Source organism: Oceanimonas doudoroffii, assembly GCF_002242685.1.
GTDB lineage: Bacteria > Pseudomonadota > Gammaproteobacteria > Enterobacterales > Aeromonadaceae > Oceanimonas > Oceanimonas doudoroffii.
The window spans coordinates 958212-979482 of record NZ_NBIM01000001.1 but is presented as its reverse complement, the minus strand read 5'-3'; the positions used below and the strand labels follow the sequence as shown (position 1 = coordinate 979482).

General features: G+C 58.3%; 21 protein-coding genes. 14 read left to right on the top strand and 7 right to left on the bottom strand.

Annotation, left to right across the window (positions count from 1 at the left end):
* Nucleotides 1–181 precede the first annotated feature (181 nt).
* From B6S08_RS04490 to B6S08_RS04475, 4 genes are all read left to right on the top strand, one after another.
* Nucleotides 182–1165 carry a DUF1852 domain-containing protein gene (locus B6S08_RS04490; RefSeq protein ID WP_094200546.1) on the top strand — a complete coding sequence of 328 codons (984 nt, stop codon included), beginning with the start codon at nucleotides 182–184 and terminating at the stop codon, nucleotides 1163–1165.
* A gap of 27 nt (nucleotides 1166–1192) precedes the next feature.
* The gene (locus tag B6S08_RS04485; protein WP_094199553.1) at nucleotides 1193–2236 is read left to right on the top strand and encodes a methionine synthase; all 1044 of its coding nucleotides are present in this window, start codon (nucleotides 1193–1195) and stop codon (nucleotides 2234–2236) included.
* Between the two features lie 515 nt (nucleotides 2237–2751).
* Complete coding sequence (locus B6S08_RS04480; RefSeq protein ID WP_245849809.1) at nucleotides 2752–6045, top strand: EAL domain-containing protein; 3294 nt, start codon at nucleotides 2752–2754, stop codon at nucleotides 6043–6045.
* A 104-nt stretch (nucleotides 6046–6149) separates the two neighbouring features.
* Nucleotides 6150–7817, top strand: a complete 1668-nt coding sequence (locus B6S08_RS04475) for an AMP-binding protein (protein WP_094199552.1) — start codon at nucleotides 6150–6152, stop codon at nucleotides 7815–7817.
* 147 nt (nucleotides 7818–7964) lie between these two features.
* On the opposite strand, the gene B6S08_RS04470 is transcribed toward B6S08_RS04475, so the two are convergent.
* Both B6S08_RS04470 and B6S08_RS04465 read right to left on the bottom strand, forming a co-directional pair.
* On the bottom strand, nucleotides 7965–8888 hold the full coding sequence (locus tag B6S08_RS04470; protein ID WP_094199551.1) for a LysR family transcriptional regulator: 924 nt from the start codon (nucleotides 8886–8888) through the stop codon (nucleotides 7965–7967).
* A gap of 60 nt (nucleotides 8889–8948) precedes the next feature.
* The gene (locus B6S08_RS04465) at nucleotides 8949–9629 is read right to left on the bottom strand and encodes a DUF2982 domain-containing protein (protein ID WP_245849808.1); all 681 of its coding nucleotides are present in this window, start codon (nucleotides 9627–9629) and stop codon (nucleotides 8949–8951) included.
* Nucleotides 9630–9698: 69 nt separating this feature from the next.
* On the opposite strand from B6S08_RS04465, the gene nfsA reads away from it, so the two are divergent.
* The gene (gene nfsA, locus B6S08_RS04460) at nucleotides 9699–10424 is read left to right on the top strand and encodes an oxygen-insensitive NADPH nitroreductase (RefSeq protein ID WP_094199549.1); all 726 of its coding nucleotides are present in this window, start codon (nucleotides 9699–9701) and stop codon (nucleotides 10422–10424) included.
* On the opposite strand, the gene B6S08_RS04455 is transcribed toward nfsA, so the two are convergent.
* Both B6S08_RS04455 and B6S08_RS04450 read right to left on the bottom strand, forming a co-directional pair.
* Complete coding sequence (locus tag B6S08_RS04455; protein ID WP_094199548.1) at nucleotides 10381–10854, bottom strand: universal stress protein; 474 nt, start codon at nucleotides 10852–10854, stop codon at nucleotides 10381–10383. The genes nfsA and B6S08_RS04455 overlap by 44 nt on opposite strands.
* A gap of 45 nt (nucleotides 10855–10899) precedes the next feature.
* Nucleotides 10900–11880: a YeiH family protein gene (locus B6S08_RS04450; RefSeq protein ID WP_211284155.1), complete on the bottom strand. Its 981-nt coding sequence runs from the start codon at nucleotides 11878–11880 to the stop codon at nucleotides 10900–10902.
* A gap of 171 nt (nucleotides 11881–12051) precedes the next feature.
* Between B6S08_RS04450 and B6S08_RS04445 the strand changes: the two genes are divergently transcribed.
* The 4 genes from B6S08_RS04445 (at nucleotide 12052) to B6S08_RS04430 (ending at nucleotide 13607) form a co-directional block, all read left to right on the top strand.
* Nucleotides 12052–12252, top strand: a complete 201-nt coding sequence (locus tag B6S08_RS04445) for a hypothetical protein (protein ID WP_094199546.1) — start codon at nucleotides 12052–12054, stop codon at nucleotides 12250–12252.
* A gap of 49 nt (nucleotides 12253–12301) precedes the next feature.
* On the top strand, nucleotides 12302–12451 hold the full coding sequence (locus tag B6S08_RS04440; protein ID WP_094199545.1) for a TIGR02808 family protein: 150 nt from the start codon (nucleotides 12302–12304) through the stop codon (nucleotides 12449–12451).
* A gap of 381 nt (nucleotides 12452–12832) precedes the next feature.
* Nucleotides 12833–13345, top strand: coding sequence for a phosphohistidine phosphatase SixA (sixA, locus tag B6S08_RS04435; protein ID WP_094199544.1), 513 nt, complete (start codon nucleotides 12833–12835; stop codon nucleotides 13343–13345).
* Nucleotides 13346–13394: 49 nt separating this feature from the next.
* Nucleotides 13395–13607, top strand: a complete 213-nt coding sequence (locus tag B6S08_RS04430; protein WP_094199543.1) for a DUF1107 domain-containing protein — start codon at nucleotides 13395–13397, stop codon at nucleotides 13605–13607.
* Nucleotides 13608–13664: 57 nt separating this feature from the next.
* On the opposite strand, the gene smrB is transcribed toward B6S08_RS04430, so the two are convergent.
* Nucleotides 13665–14189, bottom strand: coding sequence for an endonuclease SmrB (gene smrB, locus B6S08_RS04425; protein ID WP_094199542.1), 525 nt, complete (start codon nucleotides 14187–14189; stop codon nucleotides 13665–13667).
* 50 nt (nucleotides 14190–14239) lie between these two features.
* Here smrB and prmB point away from each other — a divergent pair, with 50 nt between their 5' ends.
* The 5 genes from prmB (at nucleotide 14240) to B6S08_RS04400 (ending at nucleotide 18305) form a co-directional block, all read left to right on the top strand.
* A complete protein-coding gene (gene prmB, locus B6S08_RS04420; protein WP_094199541.1) occupies nucleotides 14240–15160 on the top strand; it encodes a 50S ribosomal protein L3 N(5)-glutamine methyltransferase in 921 nt (306 codons plus the stop codon).
* A 24-nt stretch (nucleotides 15161–15184) separates the two neighbouring features.
* Nucleotides 15185–16270 (top strand): chorismate synthase, encoded by a 1086-nt coding sequence (gene aroC, locus B6S08_RS04415; protein WP_094199540.1) that lies wholly within the window; start codon nucleotides 15185–15187, stop codon nucleotides 16268–16270.
* An 86-nt stretch (nucleotides 16271–16356) separates the two neighbouring features.
* On the top strand, nucleotides 16357–16881 hold the full coding sequence (locus B6S08_RS04410; RefSeq protein ID WP_094199539.1) for an elongation factor P hydroxylase: 525 nt from the start codon (nucleotides 16357–16359) through the stop codon (nucleotides 16879–16881).
* A gap of 9 nt (nucleotides 16882–16890) precedes the next feature.
* Nucleotides 16891–18024, top strand: a complete 1134-nt coding sequence (locus B6S08_RS04405; RefSeq protein WP_094199538.1) for an ATP-NAD kinase family protein — start codon at nucleotides 16891–16893, stop codon at nucleotides 18022–18024.
* Nucleotides 18021–18305, top strand: coding sequence for a YfcL family protein (locus tag B6S08_RS04400; RefSeq protein WP_094199537.1), 285 nt, complete (start codon nucleotides 18021–18023; stop codon nucleotides 18303–18305). Before B6S08_RS04405 ends, B6S08_RS04400 begins: the two co-directional genes overlap by 4 nt.
* Before the next feature lie 143 nt (nucleotides 18306–18448).
* Here the strand turns inward: B6S08_RS04400 and cysN are convergent, their stop codons facing one another.
* On the bottom strand, nucleotides 18449–20371 hold the full coding sequence (gene cysN, locus B6S08_RS04395; RefSeq protein ID WP_094199536.1) for a sulfate adenylyltransferase subunit CysN: 1923 nt from the start codon (nucleotides 20369–20371) through the stop codon (nucleotides 18449–18451).
* Nucleotides 20371–21270, bottom strand: a complete 900-nt coding sequence (gene cysD, locus B6S08_RS04390) for a sulfate adenylyltransferase subunit CysD (protein ID WP_094199535.1) — start codon at nucleotides 21268–21270, stop codon at nucleotides 20371–20373. The genes cysN and cysD overlap by 1 nt, the downstream gene beginning before the upstream one ends.
* Nucleotide 21271: the final 1 nt, after the last annotated feature.

Below are 21271 nucleotides of genomic sequence, written 5' to 3'. Positions count from 1 at the left end.
AAATCATGAAATTTGTTCATGTATTTATGAAATCAAATCATTATTTTTCATGTAACCGTCCCTGTATAACATACTCATGCTTAGCTCTAGACATCTGGACTTCTGGATAGAAAAGAATCGTCAGGCCCAGAAAGAGCAAGAAACAAATTCAGGTTTTATCTCGGAAATTGGATGCCAGACTATGAGTAACGAATTTACATTTACTATCAACAGCATTGCCTTCGACGAACATTATCAGCCGTCAGACAGTACGCGTATTACTACCAACTTCGCTAACCTTGCCAGAGGCGAGAGCCGTCAGGAGAACTTGCGCAACGCCTTAACGATGATTGATAATCGGTTTAATGCCCTGGCGAATTGGGATAACCCCAAAGGGGATCGTTATTCAGTCGAGCTTGAAATTATTTCTGTTGATATGGATGTTGATAGTGAAGGCAACGGCCAAAGTTTTCCCACGATTGAAGTTTTGAAAACAAATATTGTTGACAATAAAACAAAGAAACGTATTGAAGGTATTGTAGGTAATAACTTCTCCTCTTATGTTCGCGATTATGACTTTAGTGTATTGCTGTTGAATCATAATAAGGGTAAAGCCAGCTTTAGCATTCCAGATGGTTTTGGTGATCTGCATGGAAAGCTCTTTAAGTGCTTTGTGAATTCTCCTGCCTACAAACAACACTTTACTAAGCTACCTGTGATATGCCTCAGTGTTTCAGACAACAAGACCTATCATCAGACCGAAAATCAGCATCCCGTATTGGGTGTTGAATACCTGCCCAATGAGTCATCGCTGACGGAGCAATATTTCAAGAAGATGGGGCTGAAGGTGCGCTATTTTATGCCGCCACATAGCGTCGCGCCTCTGGCTTTCTTCTTCTTTGGCGATTTGCTGAACGATTACAGCAATCTCGAGCTCATCAGCACCATCAGTACGATGGAGACATTTCAGAAGATCTATCGGCCTGAGATTTATAATGCTAATGCCGTGGCAGGGAAATGTTACAAGCCTAACCTGAAAAACTCGGATCATTCGTTGACGCAAATTGTTTATGATCGAGAAGAACGTAGCCAGTTAGCGATCAAACAGGGAAAGCTTGCTGAGGAAAATTTCATTAAACCATACCAGTCTGTTCTGGAACAATGGTCTGCCAGTTACGCATTGTAATTAACGATAACTTAAACGGTACCTATCATGAAAAAATTATTACCTACTTCCACTGCCGGAAGCTTACCCAAACCATCCTGGCTCGCACAACCCGAGACACTGTGGTCACCCTGGAAATTGCAAGAAGAGGAACTTATCGAAGGCAAACAGGATGCGCTGCGTGTGTCGCTGCATGAGCAGCTACAAGCAGGTATTGATATTGTCAGTGATGGCGAGCAAACGCGTCAGCATTTTGTCACTACCTTTATTGAACACCTCGACGGTGTCGATTTTGAAAAGCGCAAGACCGTTAAAATTCGTGACCGCTATGATGCGAGTGTGCCGTCGGTTGTGGGTGCCGTCAGTCGCCAAAAGCCGGTGTTTGTTGAAGATGCAAAATTTTTACGACAGCAGACCAAACAGCCCATTAAATGGGCACTGCCTGGCCCCATGACCATGATAGATACGCTCTATGATGATCATTATAAAAGTCGTGAAAAACTGGCCTGGGAATTCGCCAAAATACTCAATCAAGAGGCCAGGGAACTGGAAGCGGCGGGTGTTGATATTATCCAGTTTGATGAGCCGGCATTTAATGTGTTCTTTGATGAGGTCAATGACTGGGGGATTGCCGCCCTGGAAAGAGCCATTGAAGGCCTGAAATGTGAAACTGCCGTACACATTTGTTATGGCTATGGTATCAAGGCCAACACGGACTGGAAGAAAACCTTGGGCTCCGAGTGGAGACAATATGAAGAGGTCTTTCCCAAACTGCAACAGTCTAATATCGATATCATTTCGCTGGAATGTCAAAACTCTCGTGTTCCGATGGAGCTGATTGAGCTCATTCGAGGTAAAAAAGTAATGGTAGGGGCCATTGATGTGGCAACCAACAGCATTGAAACGCCGGAAGAAGTCGCCAATACGTTGCGAAAAGCACTTGAATTTGTGGATGCCGACAAGCTCTATCCCAGCACCAACTGTGGCATGGCTCCCTTGTCTCGCCGGGTAGCAAGAGGCAAGCTGGAGGCCTTGAGTGCGGGCGCAGAAATCCTTCGCAGAGAACTCCTGGCGAAGGGCGTTGCTGCCTAAAGCAGAGAAACATTTTTCAGCCACGACTGCTTTTCTGACGAACGGGCTCAGGTGACAGCGGGCGTGCAAAGCGCGGCAAAACATAAGTAACCGCCCTCATGCCAAAGGCTTTCTGCGGCCTTTCGCTGGTGAAAGGGTTATTAACTTCACCTTCAGTTGATGAATGTGTCGCTTCGACGCCGGTTATATCAGGGCTCGGATGAGGGGACTGACGACACCAGAGAGTGCCGTCAGCCCTTGTCCGGCAGATTGAGCAATATGACCACCCCACCTCGTAAAAAATTAGGGCTATAGATGCGGCCTGATTAACGACATCGGTCGGTTTGGTGACGTTATGGCCGGCCCTCCTGTGGCAGAGAGTTATTTGAACAATAACTCGCCTGCGTTGGTGGAAAAAAGGTCATTGTTTGATCTGACGCGTGGGCGACTCAATTAAATCCAATGTTAAGCCTGGAATAGCGTGGGTAATTCCGTTAGCTTCCTCGGGTTTTTGCCTGTCACCATGGGTGTAAATTATGAGTGAAGTTACCACAAGTCGGCAGTCGTCATGGCATGTTCCACAGGTACAAAAGGCCTGTTGCTGTATTATTACGCTGTTGCTGATCTTGGGGCTGTCACAGTGGTTCTCCATTTTCAGAAGCGTGGAGTTTCTGATCAACTATGTACCGCTGAACATTATTTTTGAGGTAGCGGCCTTTGCCATTGCCATGATGATCTTTGGCATGGCCTGGGTGACCCAGCGTTACCGGCCATCCTTGCAGACCCTGGTGATCGGCGTCGGTTTTCTGGGCATCGGCCTGCTCGATCTCTCCCATGTGCTGTCTTATCGAGTCCTGCCCGACTTTGTGACCGCCAACACGCCGGAAAAAAGCATCAATTTCTGGCTGCTTGCACGCAGTCTGACCGCGGTGCTGCTGTTGTATGTGGCCTTTGTGCCGTCGCTGGTCAACAAAAGGCCTGGCCAAGGGCTGCGTCTGGGGCTATTGGTGCTGATGCTGGCAGGGGTGGCAGTGGCCCACCTCTGGTTTTTCTACTGGCCCGAGCTGGTGCCGGATACCTTTATCGTCGGGCAGGGACTGACCGACTTCAAGATCCACAGTGAATACGTCATTATCATGGCGCATCTGCTGGCGGGCCTTGGCCTGGCCAGGCGCTACCTGCAGGAAGGCTACCTCGGCTACCTCTATCTGGCGGCCTCGGCCGTCATCATGGCCATGGGCGAGTATTTCTTCAGCATTAATGTGGACTTTACCGACGCCTACAATATTTTCGGGCATCTCTACAAAATAATTACTTATTGCTTTCTGTACCGAGCACTGTTTCGGGAAATGGTATACGAGCCCTATCAGGAGCTGGATGATGCCCGTAATCGGCTGCAGGCCACCCTCAAGGCCCTTCCCGATACCCTGCTGGAGGTGAGTGGGGCAGGGCGGGTGCTGTCGGTGAATGCCCGAAAAGAGAACGGTGAGTTTGCGCATTGGCAACCGGGCACGTATGTGCGTGACTGGCTGCCGGCGCCGGCCACGAAGGTGTTTTTGGATGCCCTCAGTCGCGCCGAGCGTGATGGGGTGGTGCACGATCTGCGCATTGTGTCTGAGCGGGGCTGCCACCTTGGTCTGTCGGTATCCCGCCATGAGGGATGGTGCTATCTGGTGCTATGCCGGGATATCAGCGCCCAGGTGGAAAATGAGCATCGTATTCTGCATGAAACCCGGCTCAACAACCTGTTGCTGCAGATAAAGCGCCTTGCTCGGGACGATAACGAAAACGCCTTGCTGGACTGTTGTGCCGAGCAGCTGGCTGGTCTGACCGCCAGTGCCGGCAGCCTGATCCACCTGTGTCCGGAAAATACCCCCGACCAACTGCCCGAACAGCCTCGCACCTTTGGCGCTAGCCCGGCGCCCTGGCTGACTGACGGGCAATCGGCTTCTCCCTGGCAGCAGGCCGCCCGCAGTGACCAGGTGGTTGCCTGGGAGGGAGTCTCCGCCGGCGAGGGCATCAGCCTGCCCGTGCGCGATCATCAGGGGGTGGCACTGGTTGTCAGTGTGTTCGGCAGGAAAGAAGGCTACGGCGAGCAGGAGCGAACTACCCTCGGCATGGTGGCTTCGGCGCTGTGGAGCCGTATTCGGCAGCGCCGTCAGGACAGGGCGATCCACCGGCTTTCCAAGGCCCTGGAGCAAAATCCCTATCCGGTCATCATTACCGACGCGCAGGTGCGTATTCAGTATGTTAACCGTGCTTTTACCCGGGTCAGCGGCTATGCCGTTGATGAGGTAGAAGGGCGTAATCCGAGCATGCTTCAGTCGGGCAAGACCGACAACAAAACCTATGTCGACATGTGGGCACACCTTCACCGGGGCCAGCCCTGGAAAGGCGAACTGATCAACCGCCGACGCGACGGCAGCTGCTATATCGAGAGCGCGTCCATCTACCCCATCACCGATGACGCCGGTCGGGTGATCAACTATGTGGCCCACAAGGAGGACATCACTCAGCACCGTAACAACGAGGAGCGCCTGCGTCAGCTGTCCCAGTGTGATCAACTTACCGGCGTGCTCAACAAGCGGGCCTTTGAACAACAACTTATCCAGCAGCTGCGCCGTAGCCGCATGCGTGGTGGTGGCCTATCGTTACTGTGGCTGGACATGGACAACTTCAAGTCGGTCAACGACAGCCTGGGTTATGTTGCCGGCGACGAGTTGCTGGTGGAGATCTCCAATCGGCTCCGTGCTCAGCTGGCTCCGGGTAGCCTGATAGGCAGGCCGCTGGGGGATGGCTTTGTAATGGCGGTGGAAGGCAACGAACAGGAAACGATCGCCCTGCTGGCCGAGCAGTTGCTGCAGGGCATTCAGGCACCGGTCACCCTCAACCATCAGCTTCTGTCGGTGAGCGCGTCCCTTGGCATTGCCACCTGTCCCCATGATGGCGATAACGCCGTGGCCCTGTTCAAGGCGGCGGAGCTGGCCATGTACCGAGCCAAGCGGGATGGGCGCAATGGCCTGCGCTTTTATGCTCCCGAGATGCAAAAGCACAGTGAACGGGCGCTGTCCCTGGCCACGGCGCTGAAAAATGCCATTGCCAGCCAGGAGCTGGCATTGGCATTCCAGCCCCAGATGGATATTTCTCACCGGCGCATGATCGGTGCCGAAGCCCTGTTGCGTTGGCGCCACCCTGAACGGGGCTTTGTTTCGCCCGCCGAGTTCATTCCCCTGGCCGAGCAGAACGGCCTTATCGTCAGCATTGGCTGGTGGGTCATTGATCGGGTACTGGAACAGCTGGTGGCCCTGCGCGCCGCCGGCCGGGATAATATTTCCATTGCCGTGAATGTGTCTGCCGCCCAACTGGTGCAGCCCGACTTTGTGACCGAGCTGCAGGCCAGGGTGCACGCCAGCGGCGTGCCTGCGCAGGCCATTGACATCGAGCTGACGGAATCGGTGGCCATGGTGAACCCGGAAGACACCGGTGAAAAGATGGCCGCCCTGAGTGCCGCCGGTTTTCGAATTTCCATTGACGACTTTGGCACCGGCTATTCCTCCATGAGTTACCTGAAACGCTTTGCCATCGACAAGATCAAGATCGACAAGTCGTTTGTGGACGAGGTCACCCACAAGCACGAAGACAAAACCATCGTCAACGCCATCATTCACATGGCACGCAGCCTGGGGATGCGCACCATTGCCGAGGGCGTGGAGACAGAGGAGCAGTTTGAAACCTTGCGGCGCAAGGGCTGTGACGCCATTCAGGGCTACTGGTACAGCCGGCCGTTGCTGGGCGAGGATTTTTCCGCCTTTGTCAGGGCACACACATAGTGTGCACGTTTTATTTGAAACCAGGTGGTGCCATTCGGGCTGCTGACTTGGAAAATGTTTGCAATACTGAGGGTTGAGTCTCACGCCAGGCAATAAGGATAGCTATGAGTACCTCTTCACACACACTGCCGCTGCAGATGTTGTATCACTGGGCCGACGCCAGCCCGCATCAAACCTATCTGCACCAGCCCAGGGACGGGCGCTGGCACGAACACAGCTGGAGCAGCGTGCTGGAGATGGCCGCCCGGCTGGTGACGGGACTGAGCCGGCTCGGACTGACCCCGGGCGACAAGGTGGCCATTCTCTCCAAGAACTGTGCCGAGTGGTTTATCTGCGACTTTGCCCTGCAGATGGGCGGCTATGTCAGCGTGCCCATTTATCCTACCGCCGGGGCCGATACCGTCAATTACGTGCTGGAGCACAGTGAAAGCCGGGCGGTGTTTGTCGGCAAACTCGATGATGCCGAACAGCAGGCTCCGGGCATTCCCGACGGGCTGTTGCGTCTGGCCATGCCCTATGACAGCAGCATTCGTACCGACCATGACTGGGACAGCCTGTTGGTGCACGAACCCATCAGCGAGCGGCCGGTGCCCGAGCCGGAGCGGCTGATGACCCTGGTGTATACCTCGGGCAGCACCGGCAAACCCAAGGGGGTGATGATAACCCATGGCGCTTATGCCGCCGCCTGTCAGGGGGTGCTGGAGACCACGGGGCTCAATGCGGATGACAGGGCGTTTTCCTACCTGCCGCTGGCGCACATTACCGAGCGGGTTTACATTCTCGGCTCCAGCCTCTACGCCGGCGCCCAGGTGGGCTTTGCCCAGAGCCTCGACAGTTTTATCGACAACGTCAAAACCATCTCACCCACGGTATTCATCTCTGTGCCCAGGCTCTGGACCAACTTCCGCAGCGGCATTCTCGACAAGGTGCCGGCCTCCAAATTGAACCTGCTGCTGCGCATTCCGCTGTTATCGGGTCTGGTGAAGAAAAAGATTCAGACCGGCCTTGGACTGGACCAGGCCCGTATTCTGGGCTGCGGCTCGGCGCCCATCGCCCCGGCGCTGCTGCGCTGGTACGAGCGGTTGGGCATGCCGATCACCGAGGCCTGGGGCATGACCGAAAACCTGGCCTATTCCACCCTCAACTACCCGTTTCGTTCCGACAAGGTCGGCACCGTGGGCAGACCCGGTGCCGGGGTGGAAATCCGTATTTCCGAGCAGGGTGAGGTATTGTGTCGTTGTGACGGCATGATGCAGGGATACTACAAGGATGAAGAGGCCACTCGGGCGGCGCTGCAGGATGGCTGGCTGCATACCGGCGATCAGGGCCGGCTCGACGACGACGGCTATCTGACCCTCACCGGCCGGCTCAAGGACGCCTTCAAGACCGCCAAGGGCAAATACGTGCTGCCCGTTCCTATCGAATCCCAGTTGATCGATAACCCGCTGATCGAGCAGGTGTGCGTGGTGGGCAGCGGCCTGGCCCAGCCCGTGGCACTGGTGCAGCTGGCCGACAGTGCCGCCGCCCGTGATAGGGACGAACTCGCCACTGCCCTGGGCGCCAGTATCGAGCAGGTCAATCACACCCTGGAAAGCCACCAGCGCCTGGGGGGCATGCTGGTCATGAAGGACGCCTGGACGGTGGAAAACCACATTATGACGCCCACCCTCAAGATCAAGCGGCATCTGCTGGAGCAGCAATACCAGGATCTGGATCAGCGCTGGGTCAAGGGCAACACCGTGTTATGGGAGCAGGATCTCGCGCCGTCATGATTGTTCCAAAAATGGAATAATGACATATTTCGTTTTGCAAAATAACCGCTAATTAACACGGCCTCGCTGTGTTACCTTGAATTCAGCTTACTGAGTATCTTTTGTTAGTGGAGTCGGGCAGAGAAACACTGCCCTTTTTTTTGTCCATCATTCCTGCTTTCCCTCTTCCGCCATCACCCAGGTCGATGCCAGCCGCTCCCGCATGTGCCGATCAATAAACTCGATAAAGGCGTTCAGCCGCACCGGTGCCAGTTCCCGACCGTGATAGACCATGTGAAAGGGACGTTTGCCGCCCAGCCAGCCAGGCAGCACCGGGCGCAGCAATCCCGCCTCGGTATAATGGGCCACGTAGTGGCGGGGCACGTTGACGATGCCCAGCCCCTTGAGCGCGGCCTTGACCGCCGCCTGCATCTGGTTGACCGACAGCCTGGCCACCGGCTTTAAATGAAAACGCCGGCCCTGATTGTCGGTCAGCTGCCAGTTGCGGTGCGGCCAGCACTGAATGATGTGGTGTTGATCCAGCTCTTCGGGGCTGCCGAGCTCGCCCTTTTGCGCCAGGTAGCCGGGGGAGGCGAACAGGCCATATTGCACCTCACCCAGCTGACGGGCATGCAGGCTGGAATCGGGCAGTTCACCGCTGAAGAACACCACATCCAGATCGGTATCCAGCAGGCTGGTATAGTCGTTGCTTTGCAGCAAGTCGATGCGAATGTCCGGGTATTGCAGGCAAAACTCGATAATGCCATCCATCAGAAAAGTGTTGGAAATGGCGATGGGCGCGGCCACCTTGATGAGCCCGCTCATGCGCTGGCTCTGGCCCTGAATGTCGCCGGTAACCTGCTCCATTTCGCTCAGCAGCGGGTGCAGCCGTTCAAAATAACGCCGGCCTTCCTCGGTCAGCTGCAGCTTGCGGGTGGTGCGGCTGAGCAGCTTGCAGCCCAGCACCTGCTCCAGGGTGGAGATGCGCCGGCTGAGGGTGGCGGTGGGCATGCCGAGTTGTGCCGCGGCGTGGGAAAAGCCGCCCTGCTGCACCACCTTGACGAACAGGTAGAAGGCGTCCAGATGTTTCATGGTGATGGGACTCCGGGCTGAGGAATGGCAGGTCGGCGCATTGTGCCCGGCTTGGCCTGCTCAGGAAAGGGCGCCGGGGCCAGTGGCCAGGTAATGGCGTAATAATTGCACAAAGTCGGCGCTGTCCCGATCCAGATTGGACTCGTGCACCAGCAGATCGTAACCGTAAAGCTCGCGCAAATGGCTCATGCGATGGCCCAGCATGGCGGCCAGGCCATGGTAATGCCGACCGGCGGCGGAGCGGTAGTGATTATCTTCGATCAGCCAGTCCTGCAGCCGGGCGCGATCAATGGCGCCGTGGCGCACGCCCATGGCCAGCAGCGGGCGCTGCTCGGTGAGCAGGTGCACAATCAGCCTGGGCGTCATCAGCGGCAGAAATTCGTCGTAGTTCCGAATTTTGATGCCCACATAGGGCAGGGACACCAGCTCCAGGCCGCTGTTTACCCTTGGCTGATCCACGCGAATAATGTTGCTCCAGTGCAGGCTCCAGCCACCGATGCGGTGATGAAAGTGCAGATTGTCTTCACTCAGTGAAAAGCTGTATACCGGCTCGCGCAGCTTGAGCAGGCCCAGCACCAGGGTTACCAGGCAGGCCAGCAGCAAGAACACCAGCACCAGCTGACCGCGGTTGCCGAGCCAGTAGAGCAGCGGCAGCAACACCAGCAGGCCGGCGCTACCGGCCAGGATCAGGGTCGGACCATGGCGGCGCGACATGGGCTCTATGTGCTGTGTTTCCTTCACTCGGGCTCCCAATGCTTGGCGGCTTGCTTTAAGGTGATGATACACACAGACCGACAGCAAGAGGTAGAGATGACAGGCACCATTGAGGTGATGCGCCAGCACAGATCCATTCGCAAGTTTACCGATGAGACCATTGCGGCTGAACAACTGCAGGCCATCATGGCCGCGGCCCAGTCGGCGTCCAGCTCCAGCTTTTTGCAGGCGTCCAGTGTGGTTCGGGTGACCGACAGGGCCCTGCGCGAGGCGGTGATGCCCTTGTGTGGCAATCAGGCCTACGTGGCTGAAGCCGCCGAGTTTTGGGTGTTTTGCGCCGACTTTTACCGCCATCTGCACTGGGTGCCCGAGGCCAAAACCGGCTATGCCGAACAGCTGCTGATCGGCGCCATCGATACCGCCCTGATGGGGCAAAATGCCATCACCGCCGCGGAATCTCTGGGGCTGGGTGGGGTCTTTATCGGTGCGGTGCGCAATCAACCCCATGAATTGAGCGCCCTGCTGGGGCTGCCGCAGGGCGTGATTCCGTTGTTTGGCCTCTGTCTGGGGCATCCGGCCCAGGATCCCGAGCCCAAGCCGCGGTTGCCGGCCCCGCTGGTATTCATGGAAAACCGTTACCAGAGCGAACCTGATGTGGCCGCGATGGCGAATTATGACGAGCGGGTGCGGCACTATTACCAGACCCGAACCGGCGGCAACAAGGACACCAGTTGGACCGGGCAGATAGCCGCCACCCTGGCCAAGGAGGCCCGGCCCTTTATGCTGGATTTTTTGCGTGAGCAGGGTTTTTGTCTGAAGTAACCGGATCCAGTTTTACCACCAGCAGATCGCAGTCGCTGATGTCGAGAAAACTGACACTGTTGGAAAACAGGTGACCCCAGAAGCGGTGATCGGGACGGTGGCCACAGATCAACAGGTCTGCCCCGGTTTCCCTGACCGCCAGGCGCACCGCCTGGCGTACATCGCCGCTGGGCAACGACACGCTGGCCACATGATGCTGCTGCGTTCTCAGCAGGCGCATCAATTCGTGGCCGCTTTCCAGCCGCAGTTTCATTTTAAGCTGGCGCAGATCCATGCTCAGGCTGCCCACATAAACGCCGCTCAGATCAGGCTCAACGTGTACCAGATGCAGTGCCGCCTGATAACTTTCGGCCAGATCCGCCGCCCGTTTAAGCAGCGGTTTTTCCCTGTGGTTGAGCTCCAGCGCCACCAGAATATTGCGATAGGGCATGGCCACCTCCCTGGCTGAACCCTGTCAAGCCGGCACCGATAAGCCTCAGGCCGACACCATGTGTGTTACCAGCAGCCCACCAAGGCACAAATGCACAAACAGCATGCCCGCCAGTAACAGGGGGTTGATCCCCACTGCCCGCAGGGCACCCAGCTGGGTGCTGGTGCCCAGTGCCGCCATGGCCATGGTCAGCGCCCAGGTATCAATATGGCGGACCTGCTCCACCAGCCCGGCAGGTAGTGGCAGCAGCGAGTTGGCGATCACCACGGCCACGAAGCCAAAGGCAAACCAGGGCAGGGGAGCCCGGCTTGCCGTCCGATCCGGCTCCCGGCGGCTCAGCCACCAGCCCAGCAGCACCAGCACCGGTGCCAACATCAGCACGCGGGTCAGCTTGCTGATCACCGCCACCTGGGCCACATCGTCACCCATGGCGCTGCCGGCGGCCACCACCTGCGCCACCTCGTGAACGGTGGCCCCGGTGTAAATACCCATGGCCTGGGGCGACAGCCCGAGCAGGGGATACAGTAAAGGATAGATCACCATGGCCAGGGTACCGAACACCACCACCGTGCCCACTGCCATGGCCGTTTGCTGGGGCCGGGCCCGCACCACCGGCTCGGTGGCCAGTACCGCGGCAGCCCCGCATATGGCGGAGCCGGCACCCACCAGCAGGGCGGTGGGGCCATCCAGACCCAGCCAGCGGCGTCCCAGCCACCAGGCCAGCAACAGGGTAGAGCTCAGCATCAGCACATCCACCAGCAGGGCGCCGGCACCTACGTCGGCAATCTGTTGCAGGGTAATGTTAATGCCGTAGAAGGCCACGCCAATGCGCAGCAGCCGTTTTTTGCAGAATTCCAGGCCGGCATGCCATTTGCCCTGAGTGATGACCGGCAACAGGTTGCCCACCGCTAGCCCGAATAAAATGGCGAAGATCAGCGGGCTAACCAGTCCGCCCATACGCTCGGCCAGGGACACACTGAGTACCGCCAGCAGTCCGGCTAGCGCCAGGCCGTGAATCAGCTTCATGATGGAGTGCTCCATTGACAACAGGCGGCCAGTCTAGGTGCAGGAATTTAATAATTAAAATTGAGATTAATGAGGTGTTATATCAATTTTTATGATGTTTATCAGGGCAAGGCATGTCCTTACTTCGACAAAGGGCAATGTGTTACTATTTCGCCACTCAGGAGGATTCACATGCTTGTTGCCATTATTCTGCTGGCGCCGCTGAGCGGGCTGCTGTTTTACGTTTTTGCGCTGAAAAGTGCGCTGCCGCCCCGGCGCTGGGCCATGCTGGGCTGCCTGTTTGGCCCCGCCGTGCTGCCCTTGTTTATGGCGCGGCGGCGCTGGTCTCTGGTGTGTGCCAGGGGCATGAAATATGCCCTGCTGAGGGCATGAGCGCGTGTGTGGCCGCATCGTCATTCTTTAAAGAGTTCAGGAGTCACCCATGAGTGTCATGGAACAATTGCTGTGGAACGTGCTTGGCTATGTGACCATGCCCCTGCTGTTTCTGGGCGGTTTTATCGCCGTGTCGGTGGCCGCCTGTCTGGTGCTGAGCTGGTTGGATAAACGCAAGTCTATTGACCGGGATCAATAAGAAGAGGTGTCAGTCGGCTATGATTCTTCGTGTTGGCGTCATGCCAACACGTTGCAGATCACCGGGGTGATCTGGGATTCTGGTTTCTGTTCACTCTTTCATACTGGCCTGCTGGCCAGTTTTTTTTGCCCTTGAAGCGCCGTCATGAAAGCGTCACCTGCCGTCGGCATTATAAGGCCGCTGGTTAAACCGGCGGGCCCCAGCCTTAAACATGAATGATTTATGTGAGCGAAATGTTCTATATATGTTATAAAGGCAGCGACCAGTGCAAGGACTCAGGCGACTGTTCAAATGGTGAGCTGGATCCTTGAGCACAATACGTCGCAGGGGTATGATGCCCGCCGTTTTTACAGGGCGGGTTCGCCTGAAGGTGAGGTGGAGATGAACGTCTTTATCATGCGTCATGGGCAGGCTGCGCCACAGGCGTCGACAGATGCACTGCGGCCACTAACCGAGCAGGGATGTGAGGAAGTCTGTCTGATGGCGCAGTGGCTGGCACCCCAGGTGCCGGCTTTTGACCGGGTGCTGGTGAGTCCTTATCTGCGTAGCAAGCAAACCTGGCAACAGTTGTCCCGTTTTATTACCGGCAGCCGGGTGGAATATTGCGACGAGCTGCTGCCCAATGCCGATGCCGACATCACCGCCAGCCTGCTGCTGGCCTACGGTGAGCTGGAGAAAGACAGTAACCTGCTGGTGGTCAGTCACATGCCCTTGGTTGGCTACCTGGTGGAAAGCCTGTGTCCGGGCACCATGGCGCCGATTTTTGTTACGGCGGGCATGGCCAAGGTAACCCTGCACAAGGGGCAGGGTGGTTTGTTTAACTGGCTTGAAGGACCTCACAACGTGCGGCCTCACTATTCGCGGCCCACGCCGCTATGCGGTTTTATGGGCTGAATCTCAATCAATAACAATACGAGCACAGAAGATAAAACTGAGGTGGAAAATGCGCATATTTAACAAATATCAGCCTTTGTTGATTGCCAAGTATGTAAAAACCTTTTTCAAGGGAAGGCTCTACATTCACGGCCGCGGCGCCTACAGTTACGCCAAGGGCATGTTGATCATGCCCGAGCAGGCCGATGACCGTCACCGCAAGACGGTAAGTGAAATCAACCGTCTTATCGGCCAGCTGAATGCACCCCAGCCCGCGGCCTGATCGCGGCGTGATATAACCCTTTAACAAGGCCGGGCTCTCGCCCGGCCTTGTTGCGTTTTATTGCTCGGTTTTAAGCAGCACCAGCAGGGCGGCATCGCCACCCCATTCCTTGGTCGCCTGATGAAACGCCAGCACCTGAGGGTGCTGGGCCAGCCACATGGGCAGGCGCTGCTTGAGAATGTGCTTGCCGTGGCCGTGCATGATCGACACACAGTCGATGTGGTTGCGCCGGGCCGCCAGCAGCAGTGCAGAGAGCTCCTGTTTGGCTTCTTCCTGAGTCAGGCCATGCAGGTCGAGAAACAGCTCGGGCGCATAATCGCCTCGGCGCAGCCGCTTCAGCTCAAAGGCCGAGGTGTCGTCGGCGCGAAAGCGGGTGGGGCCGTCCTGATCCAGCCAGGGTTCATACAGGTCGGAAAACGGATGGGCTTCGGCCCTGTCTTTGCGGGCCATCGCCCGGGTCGCTTTCACCTTGACCGGCGCCCGGAGCGGACTTATGGTATCCTGCTTCAATTTACGGACACCGCGCACCGCTTCCATAAACAGCGTTTTATCGTCGTCTTCGGGAGGGGATGAGGCGGTCATGTTCGCTTTTGTCACTTGAAAAACAGCCATTTTAGCGAGGCGGAGGGGATTTGGACACGCTTTTTAACGACGAGGCACTCAACGAGCTGCACACCATGGGTGACTGGCTGCGCTTTGCCGCCAGCCGCTTTCAGCAGGCCGGCCTGTTTTATGGTCACGGCACCGACAACGCCTGGGACGATGCCGTGCAACTGGTGCTGCCGCTGCTGCATCTGCCTCTCGACTGTCCTCCCCAGGCGCGGGATGCCCGCCTGGTGCCTGCCGAGCGCCGTGTGTTGCTCGAGGCCATTCGCCGCCGGGTGGAAGAGCGTTTGCCCACGCCTTATCTCACCAACACCGCCTGGTTTGCCGGTTACGAGTTTTATGTGGACGAGCGGGTGCTGATTCCACGTTCGCCCATTGCGGAGCTTATCGACACTCGCTTTTCGCCCTGGCTGGCCCATGAACCGGCCCGCATCATGGACATGTGCACCGGCTCCGGTTGCATCGCCATTGCCCTGGCCCACGCCTTTCCCGAGGCGGAAGTGGATGCCCTCGACATCTCTCGCGACGCCCTCGACGTGGCCGAGATCAACATTCAGAACCACGGTCTGGAGCAGCAGGTCATCCCCATCGAGTCGGATCTGTTTTCGGCGCTGCCGGCCGGCGACAAGTACGATCTGATCGTGGCCAACCCGCCCTACGTGGACGAAGAGGACATGAGCGATCTGCCCGAGGAGTTTCTGCACGAGCCGGAGCTGGCGCTGGCCTCGGGCTTTGATGGCCTCGACTTTACTCGCCGCATGCTGGCTCAGGCCTGTGATTACCTCACCGACGACGGCGTGCTGGTGGTGGAAGTGGGCAACAGCCAAATTCACATGGAAAACGCCTTTCCCGAGCTGCCCCTGTCTTGGGTGGAGTTCGAGCACGGCGGCCATGGCGTGTTCGTGATCAGCCGGCGGGATCTGCTGCCGCACAAAGACCAGTTTTAACCATTTACAGTCAAGGAAACATTCATGGCAGGGAACAGTATAGGTACCCTCTTTCGCGTCTCTACCTTCGGCGAGAGCCACGGCCTGGCCCTGGGCGCCGTGGTCGACGGTGTGCCCCCGGGTGTGGCATTGTCCGAAGCGGATCTGCAGCAGGACCTCGATCGGCGCAAGCCCGGCACCTCCCGCTTTACCACCCAGCGGCGGGAAGCGGACGAGGTCAAAATTCTTAGCGGCGTGTTTGAAGGCCAGACCACAGGCACCTCCATCGGTCTTATCATCGAGAACACCGATCAGCGCTCCAAGGACTATTCCGCCATCAAGGATCTGTTCCGTCCGGGCCACGCCGATTACACCTATCACCAGAAATACGGCATTCGCGACTACCGCGGCGGTGGTCGCTCTTCTGCGCGGGAAACCGCCATGCGGGTGGCCGCCGGCGCTATCGCCAAAAAGGTGCTGGCCCAGTTCGGTGTGTCCATCTATGCCCACCTGACCCAGCTTGGCCCGATCAAGGCCGAGGCCTTTGACCAGGACATTATCGAAACCAACCCCTTCTTTTTTGCCGACGCCGGCAAGCTGGACGCGCTGGACGAATACATGCGTGACCTGAAAAAGGAAGGCAACTCCATCGGCGCCAAAATTCAGGTGGTCGCCACCGGCGTGCCCGTGGGCCTGGGCGAGCCGGTCTTTGACCGGCTCGACGCCGATATTGCCCATGCGCTGATGGGCATCAACGCGGTCAAGGGCGTGGAAATCGGTGACGGCTTTGACGTGGTTGAGCAGAAGGGCTCCGAGCACCGGGACGAAATGACTCCGCAGGGCTTTGCCAGCAACCATGCCGGTGGCATTCTGGGTGGCATTTCCAGTGGCCAGGACATTGTCGCCAGCATCGCGCTCAAGCCTACCTCCAGCATCATGGTGCCGGGCAAGACCATCGACAAGGACGGCAACCCCACCGAAATGGTTACCCGGGGCCGCCACGACCCTTGCGTGGGCATTCGCGCCGTGCCCATTGCCGAGGCCATGATGGCCATTGTGCTGCTCGATCACCTGCTGATGCACCGGGCCCAGAATGCCGGCGTGCACACCGGTACGCCGCAGCTGAAATAAAACCGGCGTCACAGCCATGCCCCTTGTGTGCCCGCAGCCAGCGGGTAGAATAGCGGCCCTGTGAAGGGCCGTTTCTTTATCTGTTTATGTCGTTTTGCTACCGGGAGCTGATCTCCCTGTTTGATCACACCTTCTTCGACACTCATAACACGCGGCTTGAGCTGGGGAAGGATGAGCCCATCTATCTGCCCGCCGACGACGTGGTGGCGCATCACCGCATTGTGTTTGCCCACGGCTTCTTTGCCAGTGCCCTGCATGAAGTGGCTCATTGGCTGCTGGCGGGCGAGGCCCGGCGGCAACAGATAGATTATGGCTACTGGTATCATCCCGACGGCCGCGATGCCGAGGCCCAGGCTGCGTTTGAGGCGGTGGAAGTCAAGCCTCAGGCCATTGAATGGGCGCTGTCGCTTAGTTGCGGGTTCACCTTTAACGTGAGTTGTGACAACCTCGAGGGCACGGTGGAGCCGGATCGCCATGCCTTTCGAAGCAAGGTACGAAAGCAGGCGCTGCATTACCTTGAAGCCGGATTTCCGGCCCGGGCGCAGCGCTTTATGGCCGAGCTGCAGCGTCATTACCGGCGCTCCCCCCTGACCGCCGCCGACTTTGTTTGAGGAGCCGTGATGTTCAGAATCGGACTAATCATCAACCCCCTGGCAGGCCTCGGGGGCAGCGTTGCCCTCAAGGGCAGTGACGGTATGGCCGCCGAAGCCCTGGCACGGGGCGCCGAGCCCCGCGCCCAGCTGCGCAGTGGCCTGGCCCTGGCCGAGCTGCGTGAACTGAAAGATCGCTTTTGCATCTACACCGTGGCGGGCGACATGGGCGAGCAGTTGTGCCGGGAGTTGGCGCTGCCCTTTGAGGTCAGCCACCAGCCGGGCCACCCCACCACCGCCGACGACACGCGGGCCGCCGTGGCCAGCCTGGTGGAGCAGGGCGTGGATTTGCTGCTGTTTGCCGGTGGCGACGGCACCGCCCGGGATATTTGCGCCGTGGCGCCGGAGGGTCTGTGCGTGCTGGGCATTCCCGCTGGGGTCAAGATTCATTCCGGGGTTTATGGCGTCACCCCCGCCGGCACCGGCCGGCTGTTGGCCAAGCTGGTGCGCGGCGAGCCGGTGAGCCTGATGGAAGCGGACGTGATGGACATCGACGAAACCGCCTTTCGTGAAGGTAAGGTGCGCGCCCGTCGTTACGGTGAAATGCTCATTCCTGGCGAGCTCAGCTATGTGCAGGCGGTCAAGGTGGCCGGCAAGGAGTCGGCGGAGCTGGTGCTTACCGACATTGCCGACGAGGTGATTGAGCGCATGGAGGAAGAGGACGATTGCTACTTCATCATGGGCTCGGGCAGCACGGTAGCGGCGGTGATGGAGCGGCTGGGCCTGCCCAACACCCTGCTGGGGGTGGATCTGGTTTATCAAAAACGGTTAATTGCCTCGGATCTGGATGCCCAGGGCCTGTATGAACACATCAGGGACAGAAACTGCAAGCTGGTGATCACCCTGATCGGGGGCCAGGGCCATGTGTTTGGCCGGGGCAATCAGCAGCTCAGCCCGGCGGTGATTAACGCCGTGGGGCGCGACAATATCTGGCTGCTGGCGACCAAGTCCAAGCTCAGCTCTCTGAACGGGCGCCCGCTGCGAGTCGACACCAATGATCCCGAACTGGACCGCGAACTGGGCGGCCTGATGCGGGTGATCACTGGCTACCATGATGAAGTGCTGGTACGGGTGGCAAACCCGGAATACGAGGCAAATGAATGAATATTTTTGAATTTGAACAACGGCTGCTGAACGAGATCGACGGCAAGGTGGCGGTCGCCACCAACGATCAGCTCTTCGCCGGCGGTTACCTGCGCGGCCACATCACCCTGGCGGTAGCCCAAAGCGAACTGGCCGGGCGCAACCATGTGCGCGACGTCAAGGCACGGGTAAAAACCAGCCTGAACCAGGCCATTCTGAGCGGCGAACTCAACGACGACGATCAAAAGCTGGTGTTCAATTACTGGAACCAGTTGCTGGCCAAGGCGGAAGCCGACGCGTAACTGGCAGGACACTATGTAGTGGGCCATTGGCAAAACTGATTGGCTTACCCGAGCGAAGGTCGGGACGCCAAAGAAACGAAGCTCCTCAGCAAATAAAAAGGCCGGCTCAATGAGCCGGCCTTTTGCGTTCAGCAGGGCTGGGGTCAGATAGACCAGTCACCGCCCTCGATAATGCCTTTTTCCTTCAGCAGTTCGATGACCGCATCCGCCGCTTCGTCGGCACTCAGCGCCGTGGTGTCGAGGCGAATTTCCGGGTTCTCCGGCTGCTCGTAGGCGGAGTCGATGCCGGTGAAGTTCTTCAGCTCGCCGCGGCGGGCCTTCTTGTACAGCCCCTTCACATCACGCTCTTCCGCCACGTTGAGCGGGGTGTCCACGTGCACTTCGATGAATTCACCGTCTTCCAGCAGCTCCCGGGCCAGGCGGCGCTCAGCACGGAACGGCGAGATAAAGGCGGTGAGCACAATCAGGCCGGCATCCACCATCAGCTTCGACACTTCCGCCACCCGGCGAATGTTCTCCACCCGGTCGGCGTCGGTAAAGCCCAGGTCTTTATTCAGGCCGTGGCGCACGTTGTCGCCGTCCAGCAGGTAGGTGTGGTTGCCTTGCGCGTGCAGCTTTTTCTCCACCAGGTTGGCGATGGTGGACTTGCCGGCGCCGGACAGGCCGGTAAACCACAGCACCGACGGCTTCTGGTTTTTGGCGAGCGCCCGCGCTTCCTTGTTCACGTCCACGTGTTGCATGTGAATGTTCTGGCTGCGACGCAGCGAGAAGTGCAGCATGCCGGCGGCGACGGTGTTGTTGCTGAGTCGGTCAATCAGGATAAAGCCGCCGGTGTCCTTGTTGCTCTGGTAGTCGTCAAAGGCGATGGCGCGATCCAGGCTGAGGTTGCACACCGCAATGCCGTTCAGATCCAGCTTCTTGGCGGCCACGTGCTCCAGGGTGTTGACGTTCACCTGATACTTGATGTCGGTCACCGAGGCGGTCACGGTTTTGGTGCCGATCTTCAGCAGGTAGGGGCGGCCCGGCAGCAGGGCGTCTTCGTGCATCCACACCAGGGTGGATTCAAACTGATCGGCGGTTTCCACCGGTGCCTCGGCGGTGGAGATCACGTCCCCCCGGGAGATATCGATTTCGTCCTTCAGGGTCAGGGTCACCGACTGGCCGGCGACGGCCTGCGCCAGATCGCCACCGTGCACCACGATGCGATCCACGGTGCTTTCCTTGCCGGACGGCAGCACCCGAATGCGATCACCGGGTTTGACCACGCCACTGGCCACGGTGCCGGCGAAACCACGGAAGTCCAGGTTGGGGCGGTTGACCCACTGCACCGGCAGGCGGAAGGGCGCGCGCTGCATGCGGGTGTCATCCACTTCCACGGTTTCCAGGTAGCCCATCAGGGTGGTGCCGTGGTACCAGGTCATGTTCTGACTGGGCTCGACGATGTTGTCGCCCTTGAACGCCGACATGGGAATGTAGGTGATGTTGTCCAGGTTAAGTTGGGCGGCAAACCGGGCGTAGTCTTCCTTGATCTGGTTAAAGGTGGCCTCCGAGTAATCCACCAGATCCATCTTGTTGATGGCCACCACCACCTGGCGAATGCCCAGCAGCGACATCAGGTAGCTGTGACGGCGGGTCTGGGTGAGAATGCCCTTGCGCGCATCCACCATCAGAATGGCGGCATCGGCGGTAGAGGCGCCGGTCACCATGTTTCGGGTGTACTGCTCGTGTCCGGGGGTGTCGGCCACGATAAACTTGCGCTTGTCGGTGGAGAAGAAACGGTAGGCCACGTCGATGGTGATGCCCTGCTCGCGTTCGGCGGCCAGGCCGTCCACCAGCAGCGCAAAGTCGATGTCTTCCCCTTGAGTACCGTATTTTTTGGAGTCGGCCTCCATGGCGGCGAGCTGATCTTCAAACAGCATTTTGGACTCAAACAGCAGGCGGCCGATCAGGGTACTCTTGCCGTCGTCCACGCTGCCGCAGGTAATGAAGCGCAGCAGGCTCTTCTGCTCGTGCTGTTGCAGATATTGCTCGATATCGGAAGCGATAAGATCGGATTGGTGCGCCATCAGAAGTAGCCCTCTTGTTTTTTCTTTTCCATGGATGCGGCGGAGTCGTGGTCGATCATGCGGCCCTGGCGCTCCGAGGTTTTGGTCAGCAGCATTTCCTGAATGATGGCGGGCAGGGTGTCGGCCTCGGACTCCACCGCGCCGGTGAGCGGGTAGCAGCCGAGGGTACGGAAGCGCACGTTTTTCATCATCGGCACTTCGCCTTCCTTCAGCGGCATGCGCTCGTCGTCCACCATGATCAGGGTGCCGTCACGCTCCACCACCGGGCGCTTGGCGGCGTAATACAGCGGCACGATGGGAATGTTTTCCAGGTGAATGTATTGCCAGATGTCGAGCTCGGTCCAGTTGGACAGCGGGAACACGCGAATGGACTCGCCCTTGAGCTTGCGGGTGTTGTACTGCTTCCACAGCTCGGGACGCTGGTTTTTGGGGTCCCAGCGGTGCTGGGCGGTACGGAAGGAGAAGATACGCTCCTTGGCGCGGGACTTTTCCTCGTCGCGGCGGGCGCCGCCAAAAGCGGCGTCAAAACCGTACTTGTCGAGCGCCTGCTTCAGGCCCTCGGTCTTGGTGATATCGGTATGAATGGCGGAGCCGTGGGTGAAGGGGTTGATGTCCTTCTCAATGGCTTCCGGGTTGATGTGCACCAGCAGCTCCATGCCCAGCTTCTTGGCCATGTGATCGCGGAACTCGTACATTTCGCGGAACTTCCAGCGGGTGTCCACGTGCAGCAGGGGAAAGGGCGGAACCGAAGGATAGAAGGCCTTCATGGCCAGGTGCAGCATCACGGCGCTGTCCTTGCCGATGGAGTAGAGCATGACGGGGTTGTCGGCCTCGGCCACCACTTCCCGCATGATGTGGATACTTTCGGCTTCCAGCCGTTGCAGGTGCGTCAGATTCATA